The sequence below is a fragment of the Fundidesulfovibrio sp. genome (genome assembly GCF_058402725.1).
Window position 1 is genome coordinate 1 of sequence record NZ_JBZVFJ010000024.1, and the last position, 25,015, is coordinate 25,015.

Sequence of the window (25,015 nt, forward strand, 5' to 3'; positions counted from 1 at the left end):
CGAGGGCGGTCATGCCCAGGCCCAGGTAGTAGTAGGGCATCTCGTTGAAGAAGTCGTAGCGCCAGTCGATGCCGAGCCATTCCAGGCTCAGGGCCACGGGGGGGATGCCGGGCATGCCGAGCGGCCCCCGGGTGAGCCAGATCTCGTTGGTGAGGAAGAGCACCACCAGCTCCGTGAAGCCGAAGGTGACGATGGCGAAGTAGTCGCCCGAGAGCCGGAGCGTGGGCGCGCCGCGCAGCACGCCGCAGAGCGCGCCCAGGGCCACCGCGCCGGGCACGATGACCCAGAAGCTCACGTCGTGGTTGAGCGAGAGGATGCCCGCCGTGTAGGCCCCGATGCCGTAGAAGCCAACGTAGCCCAGGTCCAGCAGGTTGCAGAAGCCGGGCAGCACGTTCAGGCCCATGGCCAGCACTGCGTAGACCATCACGAGCACCGCCACGTGGACCACATAGTCGTCCACCAGGGGGAGGAAGGGCAGGGCCAGCACGGCGGCGGCCAGGGCGGCCTTGAGAAAGTTCTTGTTGGCGTTCATGCGCTTGGCTCCTAGGCCTTCTGGCCCACGGACTTGCCGAGCAGCCCGGAAGGACGCAGGAGGATCACGGCGATCATCACCGCGTAGCCGATGCCGTCGCGGTACTGGCTGGAGACGTAGCCCGCGCCGAGGGTCTCGGCGATGCCCAGCACCACGCCGCCCAGCATGGCCCCGGGCACGCTGCCGATGCCGCCCAGCACGGCGGCGGCGAAGGCCTTGACGCCCGCGTTGTAGCCCATGGTGGCGGAGAGGGTGTTGTAGTACATGCCCACCAGGATGCCTGCCACCGCGCCCAGGGAGGAGCCCAGGGCGAAGGTGAAGGCGATGATGCGGTTCACGTTGATGCCCATGAGCGCGGCGCTCACCTGGTTCTGGGCCAGGGCGCGCATGGCGGTGCCCACGCGGGTCTTGTTGATGATGAGCGTGAGCCCCACCATCATTGCGATGGTCAGGGCGTAGATGAACACCTGGAGGCCCGAGACGTTCACGCTGCCCAGGGTGAAGGCCGTCTCGCTGAAGGCCCGGGGCACGGCGTCCCGCGGGAAGGGCACGGGGCGCGAGCCCCAGATGATCATGGCGATGTTCTGCAGAAAGATGGAGACGCCGATGGCCGTGATGAGCGCGGCGAGCCTCGGCGCCTTGCGCAGGGGCCTGTAGGCGATGCGGTCGATGCTCACGCCGATGAGCGCGCAGCAGGCCATGGCCAGGGCGATGGCCGGAAAGAGCGGGATGCCCAAGGCGCTGATGAAGGTGATGCACAGAAAAGCGCCGAGCATGTACACTTCGCCGTGGGCGAAGTTGATCAGCTCGATGACGCCGTAGACCATGGTGTAGCCCACGGCGATGAGCGCGTAGATGAGCCCCAGGGTCAATCCATTGAAGAGTTGTTGTTCGAACACGGCCTTCTCCGAGTGGGTGTAGGTCGGCCCGGGCGATGGCGCGCCGGCGCTGGAACCTCCGGAAGGAAACGAAACAGGCTGGATGGTGGTCCAGCCTGTCTCGAATCGTTGGTCCTGCTAGCGGCTAGTTGGCCATCTGCTTCTCGGCGGGGACGAACTTGCCGTCCTTGACCATCTTCACGAAGGCGGGCTTTTCGCAGTCGCCCTTGTCGTTGAAGAAGGTCAGGCCGGTGATGCCCTTGTAGCCCTTCTCCTTGGAGTTCATGGAGGCCAGGTACTCGCGGACCTTGGCGCGGTCGGCCCCGACCTTGGAGATGGCCTCGATGATCATCCCGGCGGCGTCATACGCGTTGGCGCTCATCCAGTCAACATCGCGGTTGTACTTGGCCTTGAAGGCGTCGATGAATGCCTTGGCTTCGGGGCCGGCCTTTTCGGCCAGGAAGGGGGCGGTCAGGTAGGTGTTGTCGGCGGCGGGACCGGCGAGCTTGATGTAGTCGGCGTTGTCCAGGCCGTCGGCGCCGAACTTGGGCACGGCGAGGCCCAGCTTCTTGGCCTGGTCGGCGATGAGGGCGCCTTCGTTGTAGTAGCCGGAGATGAACAGGGCGTCGGGGGCCTGGCCTTTGATCTTGGTCAGCTGGGGGGTGAAGTCGTTGGCGCCCTTCATGTAGGCTTCCTCGCCCACCACGGTGAGGCCCACGGCCTTGGCCTGCTTCAGGAAGGCGTCCTTGAGGCCGATGCCGTAGTCGCTGTTCTCGTAGAACACGGCCACTTTCTTCAGGCCCAGGGTCTTGGCCATGTAGTCGGCCAGGAACGCGCCCTGGAAGTCGTCGCGGTAGACGTTGCGGAAGCTCCAGACCTGGCCCTTGGGGTCCTTGTTCTTGTCGGAGATGGTCACGTTGGTGGCCGTGGGGGACATGGCGGCAACGCCCGCGCGCAGGTAGTTGGGCAGGGCGGCCAGGTGCGCGCCGGAGCACAGGTGGCCCACGATGCCGACCAGGGCCTTGTCGCCGGCGATCTTGGTGCCCACGGTGGCGGCTTCCTTGGGATCGCACTGCTCGTCGAAGAAGACGGCCTCGATCTTCTTGCCGTTCACGCCGCCCTTGGCGTTGATCTCGTCAACCTTCATGGCCACGCCGGCCTTCACGTTGTCGCCGTAGCCGGCGGCGGGGCCGGTGAAGGGCGAGGGGACGGCGATCTTGATCACGTCTGCCGCAAGGGCCAGGTTGGCCATGCCGAAGAAAGCGGCCATGGCGAGCGCCACGACCAGGCCACGTTTGCATCTCATGCCTGCTCTACCTCCGTAAACGGGTTATGGGCTTTCGATCCGGGACGCAGCCCGGACGGGTCAACGGGAGACCGGCGGATTTGCCGGAGCGATCATCGACAGATGTATGCGGCAAGGCCAGGGAAAATGCAACGCTCCCGTCACGTTCCGATGACCGGAACGCCGCAGGAAGGGCTTCAACCGATTGATCTTTTTCGAGAAGCCTCGGCGCGGCGGCGCAAATTGCTCCCATTCGGTAGGAAAAAGAAAGCCGCCCGGCGAACCGGGCGGCATTTGACTGTCGACAACCGCTGAAGCCCGGCTTTTCAGGGGTCCTTGGCGAACGGCACGGCCGCCCCGCTCCCGGCCGCGTTCCGCTCGCGGTTTTGTCCCCCGAGAGGCGCGCAGGAGTCCCGGCGCGGCGCATGGTCCGTCGGAAGAGTCGATCCCTGCGGCCTGTGCAACACTTTCCGCAGGATGTGGCCCCATCGACCGGCTGCTACGGAGTCAGCTCCTGCTGGGCCTGGCGCTTGGTCTGCATGTCGGCCATGGGATTGGCGATCACGGCCTCGAAGAGGGGCTTGGCCTTGGCCATGTCCTCCAGGCCGTACTTGTACACGGCCGCCAGGTTGAACTGGGCCTGGAAATTGCCGGGCTCCAGGGCCAGCAGGCGCTCGAACTTTCTGGCCGCCTCTGCCGGGCGCTCCAGGCGGAAGAGGGTCACGCCGTGCAGGTTGAGGATGTGCTTCTCGTCCGGGGCCTTGGCTGCGGCCTTTTCGAGCACGGCGAGGGCCTTGTCCCACATCTCGGCGGCGGCGAAGGCCCCTGCCGCTTCCTCCATGGCGTCCACGTCCTCGGGGTTGGCCTGAAGACGGGACATGGCGGCCATTACGGCCTGCATGGGGTCGCCCTCTCCCCCATGGGGGTCGGCCCCGCGCATCTCCACGCTGGCCACCAACGAGGGGTGCTCCGCCCGGTAGACGAAGGACCAGACGAACATGCCGGCCAGGCACAAAAGCATCAGGCCCAGCAGGGGTTTGTTGGGGCGAGAGGCCCCGGCGGCGCTAGTCTTCATGAAGCGCTTCCAGCTGTTTCAAGCGACGCTCCAGCCGCGCCTGGCGGGTGGCCACGAAGGCCACATAGCCGCAGATGCCCAGCCAGACGATCACGTTGGCCGCCAGCAGATAGGTTTGATTGCCCATGAAATAGCCTCACTTGGTCTGGTGCAGGAAAATCTGGCGGATGGCCGCCGCCTGCCCGAGTTGCCTGGCGCGCAGCGAAAGGATCGCGGCCCAGAGAATGCCCATGGCCAGGATGGAAGCCACCACGGCCGCCACCATCTCCGGTTCGAGGCCCCCGCCCTGGGAGCCGAACACCGTGGGATGGATCGATCGCCATTTGCGGGCCGAATAGAACACCAGGGGCACGTCCAGAAAGGCCACGATGCCCAGGGCCGCGCGCACCACCGGCCCCCGCTCGCCCCCCGCGCCCGACTGGCGAAGGATGAGGTAGGCGCAGTAGACGAACCACATCACCAGCGTGGTGGTGAGCCTGGGGTCCCAGGTCCACCAGACGTTCCAGATGGGCTTGCCCCACAGCGACCCCGTGACCAGGGCCAGCCCGGAAAAGAGCACGCCCAGCTCGCAGGCGGCGCCGGCCAGGCGGTCCCAGCGGGCGTCCTTGCGCACGAGCACCAGAACCGAGGCCGCGAACACCACCAGGAAGCTGATCATGGACCACCAGGCCATGGGCAGGTGGATGTAGAAGATCTTCTGCACCACGCCCATGGTCTCTTCCACGGGGGCGTACACCCAGATGAACCACTGCGCCGCAGCCAGAGCAAGGGCCGCAGCGCCCGCAAGAAGGGCCGTCATGTCTATTCCTCGCCCGTATAGATGTATGGGAACAGCACCAGGGACGCGCCGGAGAACACAGCCGCGAAGGCTCCCGACAGCCCCATCCAGTCCATGGCCTGTCCCGTGCCCAGGATCACCCCCTCCAGCACCTTGATGCCGGACAGGAGCACCGGGATCACCAGGGGGAAAAAGATCACCGTGAGCAGCGACTCCCGCGCGCTCCTGCCCGAGGCCAGGGCGCCCATGAACGATCCCAGGGCCGCCAGCCCCGCGTCGGAGAGCAGCACGCAGCCGAGCCCCGTGAGAGCCGATCCGGCCAGCCCCTGGTCCAGGAACACGGCCACGGCCAGGGCGAACACCACCTGGCACGCGCCCACCAGGGCGAATCCGGCCAGGGCCTTGCCCAGCCACACGGACTGCACCGGGGCCGGGGCCATGGCCAGCCCCAGGCGCGCGCCGCTGCCCTCCTCCAGGGCGTAGAGCCCGTTGAACACCAGCACCTGGGAGAAGAGCGTGGAGAGCCAGAAGATGGCGGCGGCGGCCAGGGCCGGGACCTCCTCGCCGGGGCGGCGCGAGAGGCTGAAGACGAAAATGATCAGAAGCCCCAGGAGGGCCGTCTGGGCCAGGCCCTGCGCTCCGCGCAGGGTCAGGCGCAGGTCCTTGGCGGCGATGGCGGCGGCGGCCTTCAGCACGCGGCGCTCCCGGCCAGGGCGGAGGCGTCGAAGCCCGCCACGGGCCCCAGGTACGCCGCCCTGCCCTTCTCCAGGAAGAGCACGTCGTCGGCTTTGGGCAGGTCGCGCTCCAGGTGGTGGCTCACCCAGACCACGCTGCGCCCCTGCTGGCGCGTCCTGGCGATCTCGGCGTGGAGCACCCCGCGCGAGGCCTCGTCCAGGCCGGTGTCGGGCTCGTCGAGGAAGAGAAGCCTCGGCGCGATGCAGAACACGCGGGCCAGATTCAGGCGTTGGGCCATGCCCCGCGAGAAGTGCCCGGCCCGCTCATGGGCGAAGCGCGCGAGCCCCACGCGCTCCAGGGCGGCCAGGAGGTCCGCCTCCGCGAGCCCCAGACCGTGCAGACCCGTCCAGAAGCTCAGGTTCTCGAGCGCCGTGGCCTCGGCGTAGAGGAAGGTCTGATGGCCCAGGTAGGCCGTCTCGGCCTTGGAGAGCGTGGTGGAGACTTCCCCGGCCGTAGGGCGCGACAGCCCGGCCATGAGGCGCAACAGCGTGGATTTGCCCGCGCCGTTTGCCCCCACCACCATGAGCGTGCGCCCGGGGTCCACGGTGAGGTCGATGTTCTTGAAGACCATGCGGTCCCCGTAGAACTTGGCCACGCCCCGCAGCGAAAGCACCGGCCTAGGCCTCCCCGGAACGCCGGACCATGGCCAGCAGGCCCGCCGCGCACATGAGCGCGCCGCCGATCCAGAACCAGTTCACCAGGGGGTTCACGCTCACCTTGAGGCTGGCGCTGCGGTCCTGCGAGAAGGCCAGCAGGGTGGCGTAGAGCTCCACACCCAGCGAGGGGATCACCGAGACTTCGGCAAAGGGCTGGGGGAAGTTCCGGTAGATGCGGCGTTCCGGGGTCAGCTCGCCAAGGGGCTTGCCGTCCTTCTCCACGGTGATCAGGGCCTTGCCGCCCGAGAAGCGCGGGTTGGAGACCTCCTCCAGCCCCCTGTAGGTCATCTTGTAGCCCTGGAGCTCGAAGGTCTGGCCGGGGGAGAGCACGGCCTCCTTGGCGTCCTGGTACGGACCCGAGAAGGACACGCCCACCAGGACCATGGCCAGCCCGGCATGGAGCAGCCAGGCTCCCAGGCCGCCGCTCAGGCTGCGCGCGCCGGTGCTGGTGGCCAAAAGGGCCGCCAGACTCACCAGGGAGGCCACGCCCGAGGCCATGCCCACCAGGGGCACGGGCTTGCTGTAGCCCAGCGCCCAGAAGGCTCCGGCCGAGACGAGCATGGCCGCCAGGGCGGCCATGGCCCAGCGGGGCTGGCGCAGCCCTTCCTTCCAGCCCAGCCAGGGGCAGAAGGCCAGGATCACTCCCGTGAGCACGAAGAGCGGCGTGCACACGCGGTTGTAGAAGGTGGCGTCCAGGCCCACGGGGTTGGCGCTCCAGAGTTTGGAGATCACGGGCCAGAGGGTGCCCAGAAACACCACCAGGGCGCAGGTCAGCATGAGCCAGGCCAGAGAGAGGAGCATGCCCGGCAGGGAGAACAGCGCGTCCATGGGCCGCGCGGGCGCGGCGGGGCGGCCCGTGACGGCCACCCAGAGGCTCACGCCCAGGCCCGCGAGGATGAAGGTGAGCAACGGCCTGCTCACGCCGCCTTCGCCGAAGGCGTGGAGCGACTCGATGACGCCGCTGCGCACCAGGTATGTGGCGAAGAAGCACAGGAGCATGGTCACGGCCATGAGCAGCACGTTGGTGCGCTTGAGCGAGCCGCGCCTGGTCTCGATGATGCCGGTGTGCACGGCGGCGGTGGCCGCGAACCAGGGGATGAGCGAGGCGTTCTCCACCGGGTCCCAGGCCCAGTAGCCGCCCCAGCCCAGCTCCATGTAGGCCCACCAGCAGCCCAGGACGATGCCCGCGGTGAGCATCACCCAGGAGACCAGCGTGACGCCGCGCGTGGCCCTGATCCAGGAGGTCTTCTCGCCCGTGGCCCAGGCGGCCAGGGCCAGGCAGCCGGGCACGGTGAACCCGGCGTAGCCCATGAAGAGCAGCGGGGGATGGAAGATCATGCCCGGATTCTGGAGCAACGGGTTCAGGCCCTTGCCGTCGGGCGGCACGGGGGCCAGGCGGATGAAGGGATGGCTCGGCCCCGTGAGCAGCAGGAGGAAGAAGGCCTGCACGGTGAGGAAGAAGAGCCAGTAGTGCAGGCGGGTCTCCTCGGAGAGGTTCTCGTAGCTGCGGGTCATGGAGAAGGCGAGCCCGAAGAAGGCGGTCATCCACGCCCAGAACAGGAGCGACCCCGCCTGCCCGGCCCAGAAGGCCGTGAGGGCGTAGAACAGGGGCAGCACCGAGTCGGTGTAGCTGTAGACGTATTCGTAAGAGAAATCGCGCTTCCAGAGGGCCACAACCAGGATGGCCGACACGGCCGTGAGCACGGAGAACACCACGCCCATGCCGGACTCGAACCAGGCCAGCTTGCCGGTTTCGCGGTTGGCGATCTGCCAGGCGGCGAGCCCGGCCAGGACCAGGGAGCCGATCAGGGACAACAAAAGCGCCCAGTGGGCGGCCAGATGCATACAACCTCCCTCGGAAGGCGCTTGTTGGGCCGGTTAGCCCTTGGATTCCTTGCGGTTCTCTTTCTGGTACTTGGAGGGGCACTTGGTCATGAGGGTTGAGGCCCCGAAGACGCCTCCGGGCGACTTCACGCCTCCCTCCACGATGACCTCAACGCCGGGCTTGAATGTGTCGGGCACGGCTCCCTTGTAGTCCACGGGAATGGTCTTGGCGGGGTCGTCCTTGTCCACCAGGGTGAAGCGCACGCCCAGCCCGCCCGCAGCCGGTTCCACGCCCTGCTCGGCCACGGTGCCGAAGAGCCGGGCCTGGCCCAGTTGTTCGGGCTTCATGGCCAGGGCCTCGCTCACGTTGAGGAAGTACACCGAGCCCTCGTCCAGCCCGGAGTACACAAGCCAGCCCAGCCCTCCCAGGAAGAGGGCCAGTGCCGCCGCGTACACGCCTTTCTTGCTGCCGCCCGCCATGTTCGCTCCTTGCCGCGCGCTCCGCCGTCCCGGTAGCCCGGCGTGCGCCGCCCGGCGCTGGCCTCCGGCATGCTGCCCCACGCGGCAAGCCGGACCGGCCGTTAAACAGGAACAATTCCTAGAAAATATCAAGCTGCATGGCAAGGACTATCGCATGCCTGCCCTGTCGCGCAGCAATTTTTCCCGCCGGGTGCGCGCGAGGTCCCTCATATCCGCGACCTCGTCGGTCTCGTCAACGATTTCCTTGCCCAGAATCTCTTCCAGAACGTCCTCGAGGGTGATCACGCCGCTCACGCCGCCGTATTCGTCGAGCACAACGAAGAGGTGGGTTCGTCCGTCGATGAAGTTCAGGAGCACCTTGTCCAGACTCATGGTGTCCAGCACGAACTGGACGGGCTGCATGATGCTGGCGAGCTTGAGCTCGTGCTGGTCGCTGGCAAGGGCCTCGAACACCTGTCGGCGCAGGACCACGCCCACGATGTTCTCGGGGTCGTCCTCCTCGTAGACGGGCACGCGGCTGTGCGACCACAGGGGGTTCTCCTCGCGGGCCTCGCTGACGGTCATGTCCGAGGGGAGGGAGAAGACCACGGTGCGCGGGGTCATGGCGTCACGGACTGTGCGGGTGTCCAGGGCCAGGATGTTGGTGATGGAGCGCTCTTCCAGGGCGTTGATCTTGCCTGCCTTGCTGGTGAGGCGCACCATGGCGCGGATGTCGTCCTCGGAGGCGTCGGGGCCTTTGGCGCGCCCGGTGACCAGCCGCGTGAGGAATCCGCTGGCCCACACAACGGGGGTGAGCGCGGCCACCATCAGGCGCAGGGGCTGGGCCAGCACCGGCCCCAGGGGCCGGGCGTAGACCACGCCCACGGTCTTGGGGAGGATTTCCCCGAACACCAGGATCATCACGGAAAAGGCGGCGGTGAACCAGGCCAGGTTCTCCTCGCCCAGCACGCCCACGGCCAGCGCGCCCGACACGGTGGCGCCCGCGGCGCAGGCCATGGTGTTCACGGTGAGGATGGCGGTGATGGGTTTGTCGATGCTCATGCGCATCTGGTAGAGAAGCTCGCCCGAACGCTTGCCTTCCGCGCGCATGCGCTCGATCCAGCTCCAGCGCAGGGAATAGAGCACCGCCTCGGAGAGCGAGCAGAAACAGGAGAGCACCAGGGCGACGGCGATGGCCAGGGAGAGTTCAAGCATGGCGACGCACCGTCACGGGGGGGAATGGTCGCGGGGGAGTGTCCCCGCCGGAGTGGTTCATGGCGTGGTCATGGGTCGGTGGCGGAGGGCCGCCGTTGGATGGATCGCTTTAGAAGCAGGGCCAGTGCCAAGTCTAAACATTTTGCCGTTGATGTAAAGTGCGCCTCACTGCCCCGAGGCCAGCACATCCGGCAGGTCCACGGGCAGGGCGCTCTCCCAGGAGGGCTTGCGGGCAAGGGCCACATGCCCGGCGCGCTCCAGGATGGCCTGTCCTTCGGGGCCGCGCAGATAGTCCGCAAAGGCCCGTGTGAGCGGCTGGGCGTCCCGGGCCACGGCCAGGTGCATCACGCGGTAGATGCGCCAGCGTCCCTCCAGGAAGTTGTGCACCGTGGGGGCCTGGCCGTCCACGGCCACGGGTTTCATTGCGGCGTCCAGGTCGCGCATGCTGATGAAACCCAGGATCTCCTTGTTGCGGATGAGCGTGAAGCGCAGCGCCGGCTGGCTGGAGAGGCTCACGGTGCGCGGCATGGTCAGGGGTCTGCCCTCCTCTTCCGAGGCCTCCATGTAGGTGGCCATCACGGGGAACGCGCCGCCGCCAGCGTCGCTCCAGAGGGGCACGAGCCCCGCAAAGAGCCTGCGCAGGGTGGCAGTGTCCAGCGACTCCACGGGATTGAGGGAGTTGACCACCACGGCCACCGGGTCCACCCCGTAGGGGATGAACTCCAGCGAGGCCCCGGGGCCGGTGACGGCCTGAGGGCTGCGATCGAAGAGGCAGATGTCGGCCTGGCGCAGGCGCACGCGGGAGAGCCCCACGCCCGCCCCGGTCATGGTGAAGCTCACGGTCACGCCGGGATGGGCGGCGCTGATGCGTGCGGCGGCCTCGTGCACGGCCACAAGGCCCACGTCGCTGCCGGTGACGCGCAACTCGCCCGAGAGCCCTTTGAAGGCATCGAGAGGGTCCCCGGCGGCGCGGGCCGGGTCGGGGAGGAGGCAGGCCAGGGTCCAGAGGGACAGGCAGGCCGCAAGAAGCGCGCGGCGTTTCATTCCGATCCCTCCTTGATCTCGCGGGGCGGCATTGTCCCCTGCAGGAAGAACCGCTCGGCGATCTCCTCCACCACCATGTCGGGACGTTCCTTCTCGATGAGTTCCTTGTCGAAAAGGCTTTTGGCCCCGCGCAGGCCCGGGCGCACCCAGACGTAGACGGCCCGGCTGAAGTGCTCGCCCAGGAAGGGCACCAGTTCCCAGAAATAGGAATCGTGGAAGAAGACGGCGCGCGGCAGGGAGGCGTCTTCGCGCACGGAACCCTGGGCGGGCTGCACATAGCCCGGCCGGACGGCCCCGGGGCTGATGCCCCTGGCCTTGAGGGGCTTCCTGGCGAAGAACAGCACTTTGTTGTCGAGCACGAGGTCCTCCAGCCCCACCATGAAGGAGAGATCGCCCCCCAGGTGGGCGTATTCCTGGATGATGAAGTCCTCCTCCCGCATGGGCTTGAGGACCGGGAAGCGCGGGGCGAGGCGCTCGATGATGGCCTGGTAGGAGGGGAAGGCCCCGTAGGCGTTCCAGTGGCTGTCGGTGCGGTAGAACACCTCGCGGCCGGCCTTGGCCTGCATCAGGGGTTCGCGCAGGTCGAGCAGGTCCACGGCGCCGTCCCGGCGGAAGCGCTCAACGGCCTGTTCCAGGTGGGACGTGCGCCCGGCCTGATCCCAGGAGGCGGGCAGGTGCTCGGGGTAGACCGAGCTCTTGTTGGGCGTGATCACCACCAGATACGCGATGCCCCGCTCGGCCAGCCAGGCGCGGCGTTCCGCGTAGACGGCGTGCAGACGGTCCAGATCCTCTGCGGTCAGGGGCGCCACGGACCTGTGGTCCGCTTCGAGGTCGATGCCCCTGTCCTTAGCCAGGTAGAGCCAGCCCTCTTTGCCCACCACCACGGGGGCGTTGCCCGAGAGCGAGCCGAAGAGGCTGGTGGAGGTGAAGTTGTGCCAGCGGATGAGCATGCCCCGGAAGGGGAAGTTCTTGTCGAGCCAGCCCCCCGTGAGGGCGCGGCAGACGGCCTGGATGCCTGCGGGGTTCAGGGCGGCCTCGGGAAAAGGCGTGTTGGTGGCCTCGCCCAGCTTCTCGCGGGGCGCGAAATGCAGGAACTGGGCCGAGAGCGGCAGTGCGATGGCCAGGCAGAACAGGGCCGAGGAGCACAGGGCGATCAGGCGACGGCCCGGGGGGGAGTGGTTCACGAATGAGCCTTCACGGATGGAGATGGAGCGCGCTCGCGCCAGATTTCCAACAACTGCGGGCGAAGCCGCGCAAGCTCCCGCTCCACCGCCGGGGGCAGCAGGAAGCGCAGGTTGGCCCCGCGCCGGAAGCGGTCTCTTACAAAGGAGGCGCTGATGTCAAGCCGGGGCACGTCCACCAGCACGAGCCGCCCGCCCGAAGCGCGCTCCCAGAGCCCGGGACCGGCGGGGAAAAAACCCAGCTCCGGCCGCGAGGCCAGGTAGACCTCCACTGCGTCGCGCCCGTGGCGGTCGCGCCCGGCCACGGCCAGGTGGGCCAGATCGCCCAGGCGGTGGCCGTCGCGCCACTGGTGCAGGGTGAGCAGGTCGCCCGATCCCATGATGAAGTGAAGTTCGACCCCGGGACGACGCCGGGCCAGTTCCTCCAGCGTGTGCACGGTGTAGGAGGGGCCTGGTCGTCCGGCCTCCATGGGGTTTGCGCGCACGCCCTCAAGATCCCCCAGGGCCATCTCCAGCAGGCTCAGGCGCAGCTCGAAGGGCAAAAGGCCCTCCTCGGGCTTGTGGGGCGGCCGGGCGGCGGGCACGATCTCCACGCCGTCCAGTCCGAGCGCCTCGGCCATCTCGAGGGCCAGGCGCACGTGCCCCACGTGCACGGGGTTGAACGTGCCGCCCAGCACCCCCAGGCGAAGGCTCACGTGCGCTCGCCCCTGCGGGTCATCTACGTCCTCACCTGCCCCTGCCCCAGCACCACGAACTTGGAGCCCGTGAGCTCCTTGACGCCCATGGGGCCGTAGGCGTGCAGCTTGGAGGTGCTGATGCCGATCTCCGCGCCAAGCCCCAGCTCGCCGCCGTCGTTGAAGCGCGTGGAGCAGTTCACGCCCACCATGGAGGCGTCGGCCTCGCGAAGGAAGCGCATGGCCCGGGCGTGGTCCGCAGTGAGGATGCACTCCGTGTGGTTGGAGCCGTGGGCGGCGATGTGGTCCAGGGCTTCGTCCATGCAGCGCACTTGGCGCACGGCGAGCACGTAGTCCAGGAATTCGCAGCCCCAGTCTTCTGGGCCTGCGGGCTTGGCGGAGGGGCCAAGCAGCGGCAGCGAGGCCTCGCAGGCGCGGAACTCCACGCGCGAGCCCAGGGACCGGGCCAGCCGGGGCAGCAGCGCGGGGGCGGCCTTCTCGTGCACCAGCAGGCACTCCAGGGCGTTGCACACGCCGGGGCGCTGGCACTTGGCGTTCTCCACCACGGCCAGGGCGTTGTCCAGGTCGGCGCACTCGTCCACATAGAGGTGGCACACGCCCTTGTAGTGCTTGAGCACGGGCATGGTGGCCGCCTCCACCACGGAGCGGATGAGGCTCTCCCCGCCCCGAGGGATCATCACGTCGATGTACTGGTCGAGCTTGCACAGGATGGGCACGGCCGCGCGGTCGGTGACGGGCACGATGCCCACCGCGCCGCCGGGCAGCCCGGCCTCCACCAGGGCGCGGCTCACCAGGGAGGCCAGGGCCATGTTGGAGTGGAAGGCCTCGGAGCCGCCGCGCAGCACCACGGCGTTGCCCGCCTTGAGGCAGAGGATGGCCGAATCCACCGTGACGTTGGGGCGCGATTCGTAGATCATGCACACAACGCCCAGGGGGATGCGCATCCTGCCCACCATGAGCCCGTTGGGGCGCTGCCACATGGTCTCGATGGCGCCCACGGGGTCGGGCATGGCGGCCACGTCGCGGCAGGCGGCGGCCATGGAGGCGAGCACCCTGGGCGTCAGGCGCAGGCGGTCGAGCTTGGCGGCGTCCATGCCCGAGGCCTCGGCCTTGGCGATGTCCCGGGCGTTCTCGGCCTCGATGGCCGGGGCTTCGGATTCCAATAGCCCGGCCAGGGCGGTCAGCGCCGCGTCCTTGGCCCTGCCGGGGGCCTTGGCCATGAGGCGCGCGGCCTGCCTGGCCTCGCGGGCCAGGGCCTCCATACGCTCCTGAATGTTCATGCTGTCCTCCGGATTTCTTCGACTGGTGAAACTAGCCTCAGGGCCGCCCCTTCGTCAACGCGGGCCTTTTGACAGGGCCGGGCTTTGGGTTTAGAGGGATTGACTTCGGCCCGGCCGGATCGATCCGGCCTTCCTCAACTCTCCAACAACCAACGAAGCGCACACACCATGGCAGACATTTCCTTCGACCGCGGCGGGCAGGACAACCCCCTGGCCTCCTTCCTGGGCAACAACTGGCGCACCCTGATTGCCGCTGTCGTGGCGGCCCTGCTGGCCGTTGGCGGCTACGCGGCCTACACCTCCTACGCCAAGAAGGCCAAGGCCCAGGCCGAGAACGACCTTGGCGCCATCATCGCCTCCAAGACCGGCCCCGAGCGCCTGAGCGCCCTGGAGGCCTATGTGAAGACCGCCCCGGCCTCCACCAAGGACGCCGCGCTCCTGGAGCTGGCCCGCACCGCCGCCGAGCAGGGCAACCACGCCAAGGCCGCCGAGGCCTGGAACCAGCTTGCCCTGACCGCACCCGGCGGCGTGAAAGATCTTGCCGTGCTCGGTCAGGCCTCCGCCCTGGCCCAGGCCGGCAACAAGGCCCAGGCCGTGAAGCTCCTGGCGGACTTCATGCCCAAGGCTCCCAAGGCCTTCCAGCCCCTGGTGGCCCGCCAGCTGGCCGCCGTGGCCGAGGACGCCCAGGCCTGGACCGAGGCCCTGGCCGCCTACGAACGCCTGCGCGACGCCGCCGAGGGCGGCAACAAGGCCCTGTTCGAGGCGAAGATCACCGAGATCAAGGCCAAGACCAAATAACTCCGTATTTCCGAGGTTTCGTTCCATGCCCAGTCCCCTGCTGGCACAGACCCCTGGCGAGACGCTGCTCCTGCTCGGCAACGAGGCCATCGTGCGCGGAGCGCTCGAAGGCGGCGTCGGCTTCGTGAGCTGCTACCCCGGCACGCCCTCCTCCGAGGTTCCCGACACCTTCTTCCGCATGAGCCGCGACGGCGACTACCGCTTCGAATACTCCACCAACGAAAAGGTGGCCCTGGAAGTGGGCGCGGGCGCGGCCCTGGCCGGAACGCCCACCCTGGTGACCATGAAGCACGTGGGCGTCAACGTGGCGGCGGACCCGCTGCTCACGCTTTCCTACATCACCGCGCCGGGGGGCCTGGTGCTCCTCTCCGCCGACGACCCGGGCTGCCACTCCAGCCAGAACGAGCAGGACAACCGCCACTACGCCCGCCTGGCAGGCCTGCCCTGCTTCGAGCCCGCCACGGCCCAGGAATGCAAGGACATGACCCGCGACGCCCTGCTCCTGGCCCAGCGCACCGGACAGCCGACGCTCCTGCGCACCACCACGCGCGTCAACCACGTGCGCGGCCCGGTCACTTTGGGCTCGCTGCCCGCCGACAAGGCCCGCAAGGAGTTCGCGCGCAACCTCCAGCAGTACGTGCCCATCCCGGCCCACTCCCGGGTGCAGCACCGACAGCTCCTGGACCGCCTGGCGGCCATCGGCCGCGAGGCCGAGGCCTCGCCCTGGAACAAGGTCTCGGGCCAGGGGACCCTGGGCGTCATCGCCTCGGGCGTCACCCGCTGCTACCTGCGCGACGCCCTCCTGGAGGAAGGCATCGAGGGCTCCGTGAAGGTGCTGGACCTGGGCCTGAGCTACCCCATGCCCGACGGTTTGCTCCTCTCCTTCCTGGAAGGGCTCGAGAAGGTGCTCGTCCTGGAGGAGCTGGACCCGCTGGTGGAAGAGCACGTGCGCGCGCTGGCGCAGCGCAGGGGCATCTCCATCGAGGTGCTGGGCAAGGGTGAGGCGCTCCCGCTCTGGGGCGAATACTCCACCCAGATGGTGCGCCAGGCCCTGCGCCAGGCACTGGGCCGCCAGAGCCACGCCCCCCAGCACTGCGCCCCCGAGGGCGGGCTGGCTCAACGCCCGCCCAACCTCTGCGCGGGCTGCTCGCACCGCTCGGCCTACTACACCGTGCGCGAGGTTTTCGGAGACGACGCCTTCTACTCCTCGGACATCGGCTGCTACACCCTCGGGCTCCTGCCGCCGCTCTCCATGGCCGACTTCCTGCTCTGCATGGGATCGAGCGTCTCCACCGGGTCGGGCTTCGCCTCGGCCTCCGGCAGGACCACCATCGGCTTCATCGGGGACTCCACCTTCTTCCACTCCGGCGTCACCGGCCTGATCAACGCCGTCCACAACGACCACGATATCCTCGTGGTGGTGCTGGACAACCGCACCACCGCCATGACCGGCCACCAGCCCCATCCGGGCGTGGACGCCACGGCGCTCGGCCCCAACCCCCGCAAGGTGGAGATCGAGCCCCTGGTGAAGGCCTGCGGCGTGGAGCATGTGGTCACGGTTTCGCCGCTCAACCACAAGGCCTCGCGCAAGGCCCTGGAGGCCATGAAGGCCCTCAAGGGGCCGCGCGTGATCATCTTCCAGGATCCCTGCGTCATCCACGAGCGCCGCACCACCGGCAAGGGCAAGCCCCAGGTGGCGGTGGCGGCCGAGTCCGGCCAGGGCTGCCTGGACGTGCTGAACTCCCTGGCCTGCCCGGCCTTCATCAAGGAAGGCGGACAGGTGCGCGTGGACGAAGAGCTCTGCTCGGGCTGCATGTACTGCCTGCAGCTGGACAAATCCTTCAAGGCCAAGAAAAGGGGCGCCTAGATGCAGCGCGCGCGTATCTTCTTCACCGGCGTGGGCGGACAGGGCACCCTGACCGCCACCAAGCTCGTCTCGCTCACGGCCCTGGACGAGGGCCTGCCCGTCACCAGCGGCGAGATCCACGGCATGGCCCAGCGCGGCGGCGTGGTGGAATCCACGGTGCTCGTGGGCTACCTGAGCCCCAAGATCACCCACGGCGAGGCGGACCTGCTCCTGGGTTTCGAGCTGTTGGAAACCCTTCGGGCGCTCTGCTACCTCAAGCCCGGCGGCGTGGTGGTCTCCAACTCCCAGGCCCTGCCCCCGCTCTCCGTGGCCACGGGCAAGGCCGCCTATCCGGAGCTGGAGGCCGTGCGGGCCAAGGCCCAGGCGGCCGCCTCCAAAGCCTTCTTCGTGCCCTGCCGCACACTGGCCGAACAGGCCGGATCGGCCCAGAGCGCCAACACGGTGCTCCTGGGCGCGGCCTGCGCCGTGGGCGCGCTGCCCTTCGGCATGGAGGCCCTGGAGCGCTCGGTGCGCAAGTACCTCAAGCCCGCCCTGGCGGAAACGAACCTCAAAGCCCTGGCGCTGGGGGCCGGGGCCGCGCAGTCCTGATCCCATGGGCCCCTTGAGCTTCCACTCGGGCGAGGGTCTTTCCCAGAGGTTCCTCACGGCCATGCGCGCCATGCTCGACGAGGCCGTGCCCGCAAGGCCCGCCCGGGACTGCCTGGACGCCATGCTGGCCCGGCTCGTGGAGACCATGACCTACCACAGGGCCTACCTGGAACTGCTCGACGTGCCCATGCCCAACCAGCGCCTCTCGCTCTCGCGGGGGCAGGAGGCCTTCTTCGGCGCGCCCCAGGGGCCAGGCCCCCTGGCCACGGGGCAGGTGATGGCCACGCGCCAGTCCGTGATCATCGAGAACATGGCCGACCACCCGGACTTCTACGGACGCCCCGCCAGCGACCTGGAGAATCTCTGCTTCATCTGCGTGCCCGTGCTGGTGCCCGGCAGCCGCAGCGAAGGCCGGGCCGAATCCATGGGCGCCCTGTGCGCCGACGTGCCCAAGGCCCCGCCCGTGTTCCTGGAGCGCCAGCGCGACTTCATGATGGCGGCGGCCAGCGTGTTCGCCATCACGGCTCAGCGCCTGCGCGACGAGCTCTACAAGCCGCGCTCCAAGCCGCGCCCGGAGCCCCAGGCCGTGGCCGAGGCCCAGCGCAAGCACAAGGTGGTGGCCGTCTCCAAAAGCATGCGCCTCGTGCTGCGCCAGGTGGACCAGGCCGCCCAGAACGACTCCCCCGTGCTGCTCCTGGGCGAAGAGGGCACGGGCAAGGAATACCTGGCCAAGGCCCTGCACAACCAGAGCGCCCGGCGCAGGCGTCCCTTCCTGCGCCTGGTCTGCTCCGCCGAGCCGCCCGAAGCCATCGAGCGCGCCCTCTACGGGGTCCAGAAGGGCGAGGCCGCCGGGTCCACCCAGTCGCGGCGCGGCCAGTTGGAACTGGCCCAGGGCGGCACGCTCTACATCGAGGACGTGGAGGAGCTGACCCTGGCCGCGCAGCAGCGCCTGCTGCGCTTCCTCCAGGAGGGATCGGCCACCCGCTTCGGGGCCGACCAGCCCCTGAAGCTCGACGTGCGCATCGTGGCCGGAAGCCGCGCCAACCTGGAAGACATGGTGAGTTCCGGGGAGTTCCTGGAAGACCTTTATTACGCCCTGGCCGTGGTCTCCATCTACGTCCCCCCCCTGCGCGACCGCGCGGGCGACGTGCTCCCCCTGGCCGAGTTCTTCCTGGAGGAGTTCGCCCGTTCCCAGGGCCGGGAGTTCAAGCGCATCTCCACCCCGGCCATTGACCTGATCAGCCAGTACCACTGGCCCGACAACGTGCGCGAGCTGCACTCCTGCATGGAGCGCGCCTTCCTGCAGACCGAGGACGGCGTGATCCGCGCCTACCACCTGCCCCCCACGCTCCAGACCGCCGAAAGCTCCAACACCGAGGCCACCCTTTCCTTCGGGGAAGCCGTGGACCAGTTCGAGCGCGAACTGCTCATCGAGGCCCTCAAGAAGGCCAAGGGCAACATGTTCCAGGCCGCCAAGGACCTGCGCGAGAGCTACCGCATCATCAACTACAAGGTGAAGAAGCACGGCATCGATCCCAAGCGCTACACGCCCGGGAAGCGCAAGTAGCTCTCCATTCCGCTCCAGGAAGACGCCCCGGCCCCGCTGAAGGCCCGGGGCGTTTCTGTTTCGGGGACCGGCTTCTCCTGCGCAGACATCAGGAGAAGGCAGGGGGCAGAGATCGCCAACTGCCGGAGAGTCGCGCCGGAAAGGCCCGGCGCGCGCTAAGCGTCCGGCCTTCGCCCAATATCGGCGGCGAACGCCATTCCCGGCGGGAGCGTTTGACCAAAGCCCGCTTTATGCTATGAGGGAACATGCGCGGAGCCTCCGCGCCAAGGAGGTATGGATGACCAAGCAGCTGTCCTTCACCCGACTCGAACAGGCCGCCCTGCCCGGATACCGCGACCGCCTGGACCGGGCCTCCTCCGCCGAGGACGTGCGCCGGGCCTTCTCGGAGACCGTGGCCACCCTCCTGGCCGACGCCCTGGGCGAGCCCGGGGCCGTGGGGCCGCAGGGCGTCTCCCTGGACACGTCCCATCCCACTGGCTTCGCGCTCTCCCCCGCACTGCTGGAGACACCGGGCTTCACCGACGCCTGGAAGGAGTCCGACCTGCGGCGCATCCTCAAGGACATGGCCAAAAGCGCCGTCAACCGCCATCAGCACCTGGAGAAACGCCCGGAAAAGGTCCAGGCCAGGACCCACGTCAAGCAGGGCCGGGGCTGATCCGGCGCGTCCGGCCGGGGCGCGGTCCAAACCCGAAGGGGGGGGACAGGGCGCGTCGCCGCGCACGCGCCCCGATGGATGTCCCATGTCCCCCTCGCGGCGCGCGTCGGCCCCTTGCCCGAATCGCCCGGCGTTTCAGCGGCAGTAGCTCATGGCCCGGCACACGCCCTCCAGGGTCTCGCCCTTCTTCAGGCGCTCCCGGAAGGCCTTGAGGAACTTGGGACCCATGGAGGCGTAGAAGGCCTCGCAAGCCGCGCGGTCCGTAGCGGTCAGCAGCGAACACTGCCGCGAGGCGTCCACCGCCAGTGCGTCGGAGTCGCCCATGGAAGACTGCACGAGGCCCAGCACCAGCTGGCAGGCCGTGCACTCCAGGTAGCCCCCCTGGGCGCGCGCCGGAGGCCCGGCCAGAACGAGCGCGGCCGCCAGGGCCAGCGCGGGGGAAAGCATCGCCAGGACACGTCTCATGGGATTCTCCTTTCTTGCGGTTTTTCGCGCCGCGTGCCGAGGATAGGCCCCCGGCGGGCCTCCCGCAAGCCGGGAGGCCTCCCGGGAGCGACCGGGCGACCGGAAATCCCGCATGTCGCAGCCCGAAGCGTCCTCCCCGCTCCCGGAGCGGACCCGGGCGTCGCTCCGCCGCCGCCCTGGAGCGCCTCGCCCGCTCTTGCCTTGCAGGCGGTTTTCACTTAGCACCCGGCCACGGGAGGACATCATGCTGGCCATTCTCGACTACAAGGCAGGCAACCAGACCTCGGTGCGCCGCGCCCTGGATTACCTAGGCATCCCCTGCGCCATCACGGCGGACCCCGAGACCCTGCTCTCGGCCACGGGCGTCATTTTCCCTGGAGTGGGAGCGGCCGGACAGGCCATGGACCACCTCACGAGCACAGGGCTCGACCTGGTGCTCAAGCGCATCGTGGACGCGGGCAGGCCCATGCTGGGCATCTGCGTGGGCTGCCAGATCCTCCTGGACTACTCGGCCGAAAACGACACCAAGGCCCTGGGCATCGTGCCCGGCGAATGCGCCCTGTTCAACCCGGGCCTCACCGAGGAGGACGGCCAGCCCATCCGCGTGCCGCACATGGGCTGGAACAAGGTTTCTCTGACCAAGCCCTGCGAACTCTTCGCCGGGGTGGACCCGGACGCGGAGTTCTACTTCGTGCACAGCTACTACCCCTCGCCAAGCGCCGAGTATGTGATCGGCAGGACCTTCTACGGCATGGAGTTCTGCTCCGTGCACGGCAGGCCCGGACTGTGGGCCGTGCAGTTCCACCCGGAGAAGTCCGGGCGTCCGGGGCTCGCGCTTCTTTCCAACTTCGCCGCCTACTGCAGGGAGAAGTCCAATGCTCAGTAAACGCGTGATCCCCTGCCTGGACGTGCGCGACGGCAAGCTCACCAAGGGCGTGAAGTTCCTTGGCAACGTGGACATCGGCGACCCCGTGGAGACCGCTCGCGCCTACTACGAGCAGGGCGCGGACGAGATCGTCTTCTACGACATCACCGCCTCCGCCGAGGGCCGGGGCATCATGCTCAAGGTGGTGGAGAAGGTGGCCTCGCAGATCTTCATCCCCTTCTCGGTGGGCGGGGGCATCTCCACCGTGGAGGACATGCGCGCCGTGCTCATGGCGGGCGCGGAGAAGATCTCGGTGAACTCTGCTGCCGTGAAGAACCCCGACATCATCAGCGAGGGCGCGGCGGCCTTCGGCTCCCAGTGCGTGGTGGTGGGCATGGACGTTCTGCGCGTGGGCGTCTCGGAGCAGATCCCCTCGGGCTACGAGATCGTGATCCACGGCGGGCGCAAACGCATGGGCCTGGACGCCATCGAGTGGGCAAAGACCGTGGAGGCCCTGGGCGCCGGCGAACTCTGCGTGAACTCCATCGACGCCGACGGCACCAAGGAAGGCTACGAACTGACCCTCACCCGCACCATCAGCGAGGCCGTGACCATCCCCGTGATCGCCTCGGGCGGAGCGGGCTCGCCCGCGCACATGCGCGACGCGCTCACGGAAGGCAAGGCCAGCGCGGCGCTCATCGCCTCCATCGTGCACTACGGCGAGTACACCATCCGCGAACTCAAGGACTACCTCCACGCCGAGGGCGTGAAGATGCGCATGGTCTGGTAAGGCCCAGCCCCAGGCCCGGGAGCGCGGCCAAGCGGCCCGGTGAACAATCCTCGACGGCTGCGTTGCAGGGACAAAGCCAACCCCTCAGGGTGGGAAAGACGCTTCGGGCTTGGCTTTTTCCCCGCGCCTTGCCAAGCGATTCAAAATCGCAAACTAGCTTTTGGGCGTGGCATTCCGCCATTTATGGCGAAGCGCTATGACAGGCATCTCCACATAGTGGTACGACAGGTACGAGAGAAACGTCGAGACAGCGATGAGCACGATTCCATTACTGACGTTGTACCCCTCGACATTGTAGAACTCGAGGTAGGCCCATTTGAGAAGATAGTGGTTGAGAAACACTCCATAGCTCAAATTGCCAAGGAACGTGTCGATCCTGCTGGTGCGTTGCCTGCGCAACATCCAGACGATCGGAACACCTCCGAGTATTCCGACGGTCATCTCCAGGCTGTACGGAACATGGATCTTTCCTGCAAATGAAAGGACCACAAGCAATAACGCAATAAAACAGAATGTAAAAATGACCTGACGATCCGGGAACTTGCGATCCCTGCAGTCATACATGAAAGAACCTATCAGGAAGATGAATAGATTCCCAGGAAGCAGTCTGTACCCGAACATGTCCGTATCCAACACTCCAAAGCACGCCAAAGTGAATACGGCGACGGAAACCACACTCAGCGCCTTTCGCATGTCGACTATCAGAATCAGAGGAATGAGAAGATAGAAACACAGTTCAAGACCTAACGTCCATGCCTGTGGTATCAGCAGGCAATTGCTCAAATCAGGGATGAACTTGAACAGACCCAGGGGGAGCATCAGGACGTTCAGAAAGACAAGATCGGGCCGCACATCGCTGACCATCCCGTCGTCTGGCCGTGCAAGCAGGACAAACACCACCGTGAGCAACAGGTAGACGAGATACTGGGGGAACAGCCTGAACGCCCTGTCGGCGTAGAAATACCCAACCTTCCGAAACGACAAATAATATTTATCGATGAGCGCCGTCATCACGAAGCCGCTCAGCAGGAAAAACGAGACCACCGCCAGAACCCCGACGTTCATCCCCAGCAAACTCACCCGGATGTGCGACAGCACGACAAACACGGCCAAGAGATACCTGTAACACCCCATATTCCCTCCAACAAACAATCAACCGGCAACACCCTCGCGGAGACAGCCCTGTGAACCTTACGGCCCGTTGAACAAGTCGCTTCGTGCAGCCTGTTCAATCCCTTCGCCGGAAAGGCGCGGGGAACTGCCAAGCCCGGAGCGCATTGCGCCACCGAGAGGGTCCGGCGTTCTCCCGCAACGCAGTCCGCGAGGATGGATCGTGAGGACGCAACGCGATGAACGCTCCGCAGGCGCGGACGGCGCCGCGCGGAGCCGTCGAGGGGGCTTCATCGGACCGGTGGTGCGATCATGCGGGAACGCCCTGATCTTCGCCGCCGGACAGGCCAGGCTGTGCGGCAAAGAGCCTCAGGCCCGCCGCCGTGTCCTCGGTGCGGAACCCCAGGGCCTCTATGTCTCCGCGCAGGGCGTCGGCGCGGGCGAAGTCCTTGGCCTTGCGGGCCTTCTCGCGCTCACGGTCCAGGCGCGCGGCCTCCTCGGGCCAGTCGGCGCGGGCCAGGGGCATCCGGGACTCGTCCAGCACGCCCAGCACCGCGTCCACGGCCTTGAGCCCTTCCAGGCAGGCGGCCGCGTCTGCGGCCTGGACCTTCTTCCCGGCGGCGGCGCTGTTGGCGGCGCGGCAGAAGGCGAAGAGCCTGGGCCAGAAACGGTGCAGGGAGAGATCGTCCTCCACGGCCTGGTCCAGGTCGCGGCGCAGGGTCTCCACGGCGGCCAGGGTTTCGGCCGAGGCGTTCTGCGCGTCGTGGGCCACGTGGGCCAGGTTGGCGGCGGTGTCGCGCAGCTTGCGCCAGTTGGCGCTCCACATGGCCAGGGTCTTGTCCGAGGCGTCCAGGGCGCGACGGTAGTGCACCGAGAGCAGCCACAGGCGCACGGCCCGGAAGCCGCCCATGACGCGGGCCGTCTCGCGCAGGTCCGGCTGGGCGTCGTCGCGGCGCACGCTGCCGCAGGCCATCCAGGCCTCGGGGCGGGTGGCGGCGGCCAGGCTCCAGATGGCGCGCAGGTTCTCCAGGTCCGGGAACACCTGGCCCTCACCGGCCAGCACCGCGCTCACGCGCGGCAGCGCGGCCAGGGGGCAGGCTGCCATCTGGAGGAACCAGCTGGGGCGCACCGAGCCCCATTCGGTCTGCACCACCTGACCGAGCTTGAGGTCCTGCAGGCTCACGCGCTTGAGCAGGGTGAAGTCCTGGGGGTTGTCCTTGAGGTAGGCGGCCAGGTCCACGGTCTTGCCCAGGGCCAGTTTGGCCAGGTCGGTGTGGGAGAGGCTGCCGTAGGCCTTGTCGCGGGCCACGTCGAAGTAGACCGAGCGGAGTTTCTCGTAGCACAGGCCCTTGCGCATGAGCGCGCGGGTGATCTCCAGCATGCGCTCCAGGGCCCCCGAGGCCGCCGGGAACACGGCCCGCACGCCCAGGGCGGCGGCAAGGCCCACCATCTCCGCGCGGGTCTTCTCCGAGCAGGCGTCCAGGCTCGCGAACGCGGCGCGGGCGGCGGCAAGGGCGCGGTCGTCCATGTCGGCCATGCCCACGGCCAGGAGGGCCTCCCCGCCCGAGGCGCGCACGGAGCGCGCCAGCACGTCCAGGGTGACGGCGCGCCGCCAGGCCTCGGCCCCGGCCGGGGCGTCCAGGCTGGGGCCGGGGGTGTAGAGCCCGGCCGGGCCGGACGAGAGATGCACGGGCTTGCCGGAGGCGATGTCCTTCAGACGCGCGCCCTGGGCCTGGGGCGGCGCGAAGAGCGTGGTGGAGAGGTAGCGTTCGCCGCCGTCGGGCAGGATGGCCACCACGAGTCCGCTTTCGAGTTCGCCGCACAGGCGCACGGCCGCGGCCATGGCGGCCCCGCCGCTCATGCCCGCAAGGATGCCCTCCTCCCGGGCCAGCCTGCGGGCCATCTCGAAGGCTTCTTCGTCCTCCACTCCCACCACCGCGCCCAATTGGCGCTTGTCGTAGATGCCCGGCGGATAGGACTCCTGCATGTTCTTCAGGCCCTGGATGCGGTGCCCGGGCCTGGGCTCCACCGCCACAACCTTGACGGCGGGGTTCAATTCCTTGAGCGCCTTGGCGATGCCCATCACCGTGCCCGAGGTGCCCAGGGTGGCCACCACGTGGGTGACGGCCCCGCCGGTCTGCTCCCAGATCTCGCGGCCGGTGCCCCGGTAGTGGGCCTCGATGCTGGCGGGATTGTTGAACTGGTCCATGAGCACATAGCGTTCGGGGTGCTCGCGGGCCAGGCGGTAGGCCTCCTCGATGGCCCCGTCCGTGCCCAGGTGGCCGGGCGTGAGCATCAGTTCCGCGCCGTAGGCGCGCATGATGCGCTTGCGCTCCTCCGAGGCCGACGAGGGCATCACGAGCGTGAGCCTGAGCCCTTTTACGGCGCAGACCATGGCCAGACCGATGCCCGTGTTGCCCGAGGTGGCCTCGATCACGGTCTTTCCCGGGGTGAGTTCCCCGGAGTCCAGGGCGGCGTCGATCATGGCCAGGGCCACGCGGTCCTTGATGGAGCCGCCGGGATTCTTGGCTTCGAGCTTGACGACCAGCCCGACCGCCGGGTTAGGATTGAGCCTGCGGATCGCGACCAGGGGCGTATCGCCCGCGAGGGAGAGAATGTCCGGGTGAGCCATGCCCTTGGCATGTAGGGGAAAGACTCCCGGCTGGCAAGGAA

Annotated in this window: 25 protein-coding genes; 7 read left to right on the forward strand and 18 right to left on the reverse strand. The window is 68.0% G+C overall.

The features are described from left to right. From ACV4UX_RS05130 to ACV4UX_RS05200, 15 genes are all read right to left on the reverse strand, one after another. Nucleotides 1-532 (reverse strand): branched-chain amino acid ABC transporter permease (locus tag ACV4UX_RS05130; protein WP_491592247.1); only part of this gene is annotated, 532 nt, incomplete at its 3' end. Between the two features lie 11 nt (nucleotides 533-543). Then, the gene (locus tag ACV4UX_RS05135; RefSeq protein WP_491592248.1) at nucleotides 544-1,431 is read right to left on the reverse strand and encodes a branched-chain amino acid ABC transporter permease; all 888 of its coding nucleotides are present in this window, start codon (nucleotides 1,429-1,431) and stop codon (nucleotides 544-546) included. A 124-nt stretch (nucleotides 1,432-1,555) separates the two neighbouring features. Next, on the reverse strand, nucleotides 1,556-2,716 hold the full coding sequence (locus ACV4UX_RS05140) for an ABC transporter substrate-binding protein (protein ID WP_491592249.1): 1,161 nt from the start codon (nucleotides 2,714-2,716) through the stop codon (nucleotides 1,556-1,558). Between the two features lie 478 nt (nucleotides 2,717-3,194). Continuing rightward, a complete protein-coding gene (locus tag ACV4UX_RS05145) occupies nucleotides 3,195-3,770 on the reverse strand; it encodes a tetratricopeptide repeat protein (RefSeq protein ID WP_491592250.1) in 576 nt (191 codons plus the stop codon). Then, a complete protein-coding gene (locus ACV4UX_RS05150) occupies nucleotides 3,760-3,897 on the reverse strand; it encodes a CcmD family protein (RefSeq protein WP_491592251.1) in 138 nt (45 codons plus the stop codon). Before ACV4UX_RS05150 ends, ACV4UX_RS05145 begins: the two co-directional genes overlap by 11 nt. Before the next feature lie 9 nt (nucleotides 3,898-3,906). Next, nucleotides 3,907-4,569, reverse strand: a complete 663-nt coding sequence (gene ccsA, locus ACV4UX_RS05155) for a cytochrome c biogenesis protein CcsA (RefSeq protein ID WP_173084196.1) — start codon at nucleotides 4,567-4,569, stop codon at nucleotides 3,907-3,909. A 2-nt stretch (nucleotides 4,570-4,571) separates the two neighbouring features. Next, the gene (locus tag ACV4UX_RS05160; protein WP_491592252.1) at nucleotides 4,572-5,243 is read right to left on the reverse strand and encodes a heme exporter protein CcmB; all 672 of its coding nucleotides are present in this window, start codon (nucleotides 5,241-5,243) and stop codon (nucleotides 4,572-4,574) included. Beyond that, on the reverse strand, nucleotides 5,237-5,896 hold the full coding sequence (gene ccmA / locus ACV4UX_RS05165) for a heme ABC exporter ATP-binding protein CcmA (RefSeq protein ID WP_491592253.1): 660 nt from the start codon (nucleotides 5,894-5,896) through the stop codon (nucleotides 5,237-5,239). The genes ACV4UX_RS05160 and ccmA overlap by 7 nt, the downstream gene beginning before the upstream one ends. Before the next feature lie 4 nt (nucleotides 5,897-5,900). Further along, the gene (locus ACV4UX_RS05170; protein ID WP_491592254.1) at nucleotides 5,901-7,784 is read right to left on the reverse strand and encodes a heme lyase CcmF/NrfE family subunit; all 1,884 of its coding nucleotides are present in this window, start codon (nucleotides 7,782-7,784) and stop codon (nucleotides 5,901-5,903) included. Between the two features lie 33 nt (nucleotides 7,785-7,817). Beyond that, complete coding sequence (locus tag ACV4UX_RS05175; RefSeq protein WP_491592255.1) at nucleotides 7,818-8,243, reverse strand: cytochrome c maturation protein CcmE; 426 nt, start codon at nucleotides 8,241-8,243, stop codon at nucleotides 7,818-7,820. 147 nt (nucleotides 8,244-8,390) lie between these two features. Continuing rightward, nucleotides 8,391-9,437: a hemolysin family protein gene (locus ACV4UX_RS05180; protein ID WP_491592256.1), complete on the reverse strand. Its 1,047-nt coding sequence runs from the start codon at nucleotides 9,435-9,437 to the stop codon at nucleotides 8,391-8,393. 165 nt (nucleotides 9,438-9,602) lie between these two features. Beyond that, complete coding sequence (locus ACV4UX_RS05185; protein ID WP_491592257.1) at nucleotides 9,603-10,481, reverse strand: substrate-binding domain-containing protein; 879 nt, start codon at nucleotides 10,479-10,481, stop codon at nucleotides 9,603-9,605. Beyond that, on the reverse strand, nucleotides 10,478-11,665 hold the full coding sequence (locus ACV4UX_RS05190) for an alginate O-acetyltransferase AlgX-related protein (RefSeq protein WP_491592258.1): 1,188 nt from the start codon (nucleotides 11,663-11,665) through the stop codon (nucleotides 10,478-10,480). The genes ACV4UX_RS05185 and ACV4UX_RS05190 overlap by 4 nt, the downstream gene beginning before the upstream one ends. Next, nucleotides 11,662-12,357 carry a nicotinate (nicotinamide) nucleotide adenylyltransferase gene (nadD, locus tag ACV4UX_RS05195; RefSeq protein ID WP_491592259.1) on the reverse strand — a complete coding sequence of 232 codons (696 nt, stop codon included), beginning with the start codon at nucleotides 12,355-12,357 and terminating at the stop codon, nucleotides 11,662-11,664. The genes ACV4UX_RS05190 and nadD overlap by 4 nt, the downstream gene beginning before the upstream one ends. Nucleotides 12,358-12,380: 23 nt before the next feature. Next, nucleotides 12,381-13,637: a glutamate-5-semialdehyde dehydrogenase gene (locus tag ACV4UX_RS05200; RefSeq protein WP_491592260.1), complete on the reverse strand. Its 1,257-nt coding sequence runs from the start codon at nucleotides 13,635-13,637 to the stop codon at nucleotides 12,381-12,383. Between the two features lie 168 nt (nucleotides 13,638-13,805). Between ACV4UX_RS05200 and ACV4UX_RS05205 the strand changes: the two genes are divergently transcribed. The 5 genes from ACV4UX_RS05205 to ACV4UX_RS05225 all read left to right on the forward strand — a co-directional run bounded on the left by ACV4UX_RS05205 (nucleotide 13,806) and on the right by ACV4UX_RS05225 (nucleotide 19,112). After that, the gene (locus ACV4UX_RS05205; RefSeq protein ID WP_491592261.1) at nucleotides 13,806-14,435 is read left to right on the forward strand and encodes a tetratricopeptide repeat protein; all 630 of its coding nucleotides are present in this window, start codon (nucleotides 13,806-13,808) and stop codon (nucleotides 14,433-14,435) included. Between the two features lie 25 nt (nucleotides 14,436-14,460). Continuing rightward, entirely contained in the window at nucleotides 14,461-16,302 is a 1,842-nt protein-coding gene (gene iorA / locus ACV4UX_RS05210) for an indolepyruvate ferredoxin oxidoreductase subunit alpha (RefSeq protein WP_491592262.1), read from the forward strand. Continuing rightward, a complete protein-coding gene (locus ACV4UX_RS05215; protein WP_491592263.1) occupies nucleotides 16,303-16,890 on the forward strand; it encodes an indolepyruvate oxidoreductase subunit beta in 588 nt (195 codons plus the stop codon). It abuts the gene before it with no gap. Nucleotides 16,891-16,894: 4 nt separating this feature from the next. Continuing rightward, the gene (locus ACV4UX_RS05220) at nucleotides 16,895-18,457 is read left to right on the forward strand and encodes a sigma 54-interacting transcriptional regulator (protein ID WP_491592264.1); all 1,563 of its coding nucleotides are present in this window, start codon (nucleotides 16,895-16,897) and stop codon (nucleotides 18,455-18,457) included. 277 nt (nucleotides 18,458-18,734) lie between these two features. Continuing rightward, nucleotides 18,735-19,112 (forward strand): hypothetical protein, encoded by a 378-nt coding sequence (locus ACV4UX_RS05225; protein ID WP_491592265.1) that lies wholly within the window; start codon nucleotides 18,735-18,737, stop codon nucleotides 19,110-19,112. A 135-nt stretch (nucleotides 19,113-19,247) separates the two neighbouring features. Here ACV4UX_RS05225 and ACV4UX_RS05230 read toward each other — a convergent pair whose 3' ends face one another. Next, the gene (locus tag ACV4UX_RS05230) at nucleotides 19,248-19,577 is read right to left on the reverse strand and encodes a hypothetical protein (RefSeq protein ID WP_491592266.1); all 330 of its coding nucleotides are present in this window, start codon (nucleotides 19,575-19,577) and stop codon (nucleotides 19,248-19,250) included. A 244-nt stretch (nucleotides 19,578-19,821) separates the two neighbouring features. Here ACV4UX_RS05230 and hisH point away from each other — a divergent pair, with 244 nt between their 5' ends. Both hisH and hisF read left to right on the forward strand, forming a co-directional pair. Continuing rightward, nucleotides 19,822-20,463 (forward strand): imidazole glycerol phosphate synthase subunit HisH, encoded by a 642-nt coding sequence (gene hisH, locus ACV4UX_RS05235; RefSeq protein ID WP_491592267.1) that lies wholly within the window; start codon nucleotides 19,822-19,824, stop codon nucleotides 20,461-20,463. Further along, entirely contained in the window at nucleotides 20,453-21,232 is a 780-nt protein-coding gene (hisF, locus tag ACV4UX_RS05240; RefSeq protein WP_491592268.1) for an imidazole glycerol phosphate synthase subunit HisF, read from the forward strand. Before hisH ends, hisF begins: the two co-directional genes overlap by 11 nt. Before the next feature lie 153 nt (nucleotides 21,233-21,385). On the opposite strand, the gene ACV4UX_RS05245 is transcribed toward hisF, so the two are convergent. After that, nucleotides 21,386-22,366: an acyltransferase family protein gene (locus tag ACV4UX_RS05245; RefSeq protein WP_491592269.1), complete on the reverse strand. Its 981-nt coding sequence runs from the start codon at nucleotides 22,364-22,366 to the stop codon at nucleotides 21,386-21,388. Nucleotides 22,367-22,652: 286 nt separating this feature from the next. Next, the gene (locus ACV4UX_RS05250; protein ID WP_491592270.1) at nucleotides 22,653-24,974 is read right to left on the reverse strand and encodes a cysteine synthase; all 2,322 of its coding nucleotides are present in this window, start codon (nucleotides 24,972-24,974) and stop codon (nucleotides 22,653-22,655) included. Nucleotides 24,975-25,015: the final 41 nt, after the last annotated feature.

Excerpts from the sequence above, each read along its gene's own strand:
- ACV4UX_RS05140 (WP_491592249.1), bottom strand. The coding sequence starts at position 2,716 with ATGAGATGCAAACGTGGCCTGGTCGTGGCGCTCGCCATGGCCGCTTTC.
- ACV4UX_RS05145 (WP_491592250.1), bottom strand. The coding sequence starts at position 3,770 with ATGAAGACTAGCGCCGCCGGGGCCTCTCGCCCCAACAAACCCCTGCTG.
- ACV4UX_RS05150 (WP_491592251.1), bottom strand. The coding sequence starts at position 3,897 with ATGGGCAATCAAACCTATCTGCTGGCGGCCAACGTGATCGTCTGGCTG.
- ccsA (WP_173084196.1), bottom strand. The coding sequence starts at position 4,569 with ATGACGGCCCTTCTTGCGGGCGCTGCGGCCCTTGCTCTGGCTGCGGCG.
- ACV4UX_RS05170 (WP_491592254.1), bottom strand. The coding sequence starts at position 7,784 with ATGCATCTGGCCGCCCACTGGGCGCTTTTGTTGTCCCTGATCGGCTCC.
- ACV4UX_RS05175 (WP_491592255.1), bottom strand. The coding sequence starts at position 8,243 with ATGGCGGGCGGCAGCAAGAAAGGCGTGTACGCGGCGGCACTGGCCCTC.
- ACV4UX_RS05180 (WP_491592256.1), bottom strand. The coding sequence starts at position 9,437 with ATGCTTGAACTCTCCCTGGCCATCGCCGTCGCCCTGGTGCTCTCCTGT.
- ACV4UX_RS05185 (WP_491592257.1), bottom strand. The coding sequence starts at position 10,481 with ATGAAACGCCGCGCGCTTCTTGCGGCCTGCCTGTCCCTCTGGACCCTG.
- ACV4UX_RS05200 (WP_491592260.1), bottom strand. The coding sequence starts at position 13,637 with ATGAACATTCAGGAGCGTATGGAGGCCCTGGCCCGCGAGGCCAGGCAG.
- ACV4UX_RS05205 (WP_491592261.1), top strand. The coding sequence starts at position 13,806 with ATGGCAGACATTTCCTTCGACCGCGGCGGGCAGGACAACCCCCTGGCC.
- iorA (WP_491592262.1), top strand. The coding sequence starts at position 14,461 with ATGCCCAGTCCCCTGCTGGCACAGACCCCTGGCGAGACGCTGCTCCTG.
- ACV4UX_RS05215 (WP_491592263.1), top strand. The coding sequence starts at position 16,303 with ATGCAGCGCGCGCGTATCTTCTTCACCGGCGTGGGCGGACAGGGCACC.
- ACV4UX_RS05220 (WP_491592264.1), top strand. The coding sequence starts at position 16,895 with ATGGGCCCCTTGAGCTTCCACTCGGGCGAGGGTCTTTCCCAGAGGTTC.
- ACV4UX_RS05225 (WP_491592265.1), top strand. The coding sequence starts at position 18,735 with ATGACCAAGCAGCTGTCCTTCACCCGACTCGAACAGGCCGCCCTGCCC.
- ACV4UX_RS05230 (WP_491592266.1), bottom strand. The coding sequence starts at position 19,577 with ATGAGACGTGTCCTGGCGATGCTTTCCCCCGCGCTGGCCCTGGCGGCC.
- hisH (WP_491592267.1), top strand. The coding sequence starts at position 19,822 with ATGCTGGCCATTCTCGACTACAAGGCAGGCAACCAGACCTCGGTGCGC.
- hisF (WP_491592268.1), top strand. The coding sequence starts at position 20,453 with ATGCTCAGTAAACGCGTGATCCCCTGCCTGGACGTGCGCGACGGCAAG.
- ACV4UX_RS05245 (WP_491592269.1), bottom strand. The coding sequence starts at position 22,366 with ATGGGGTGTTACAGGTATCTCTTGGCCGTGTTTGTCGTGCTGTCGCAC.
- ACV4UX_RS05250 (WP_491592270.1), bottom strand. The coding sequence starts at position 24,974 with ATGGCTCACCCGGACATTCTCTCCCTCGCGGGCGATACGCCCCTGGTC.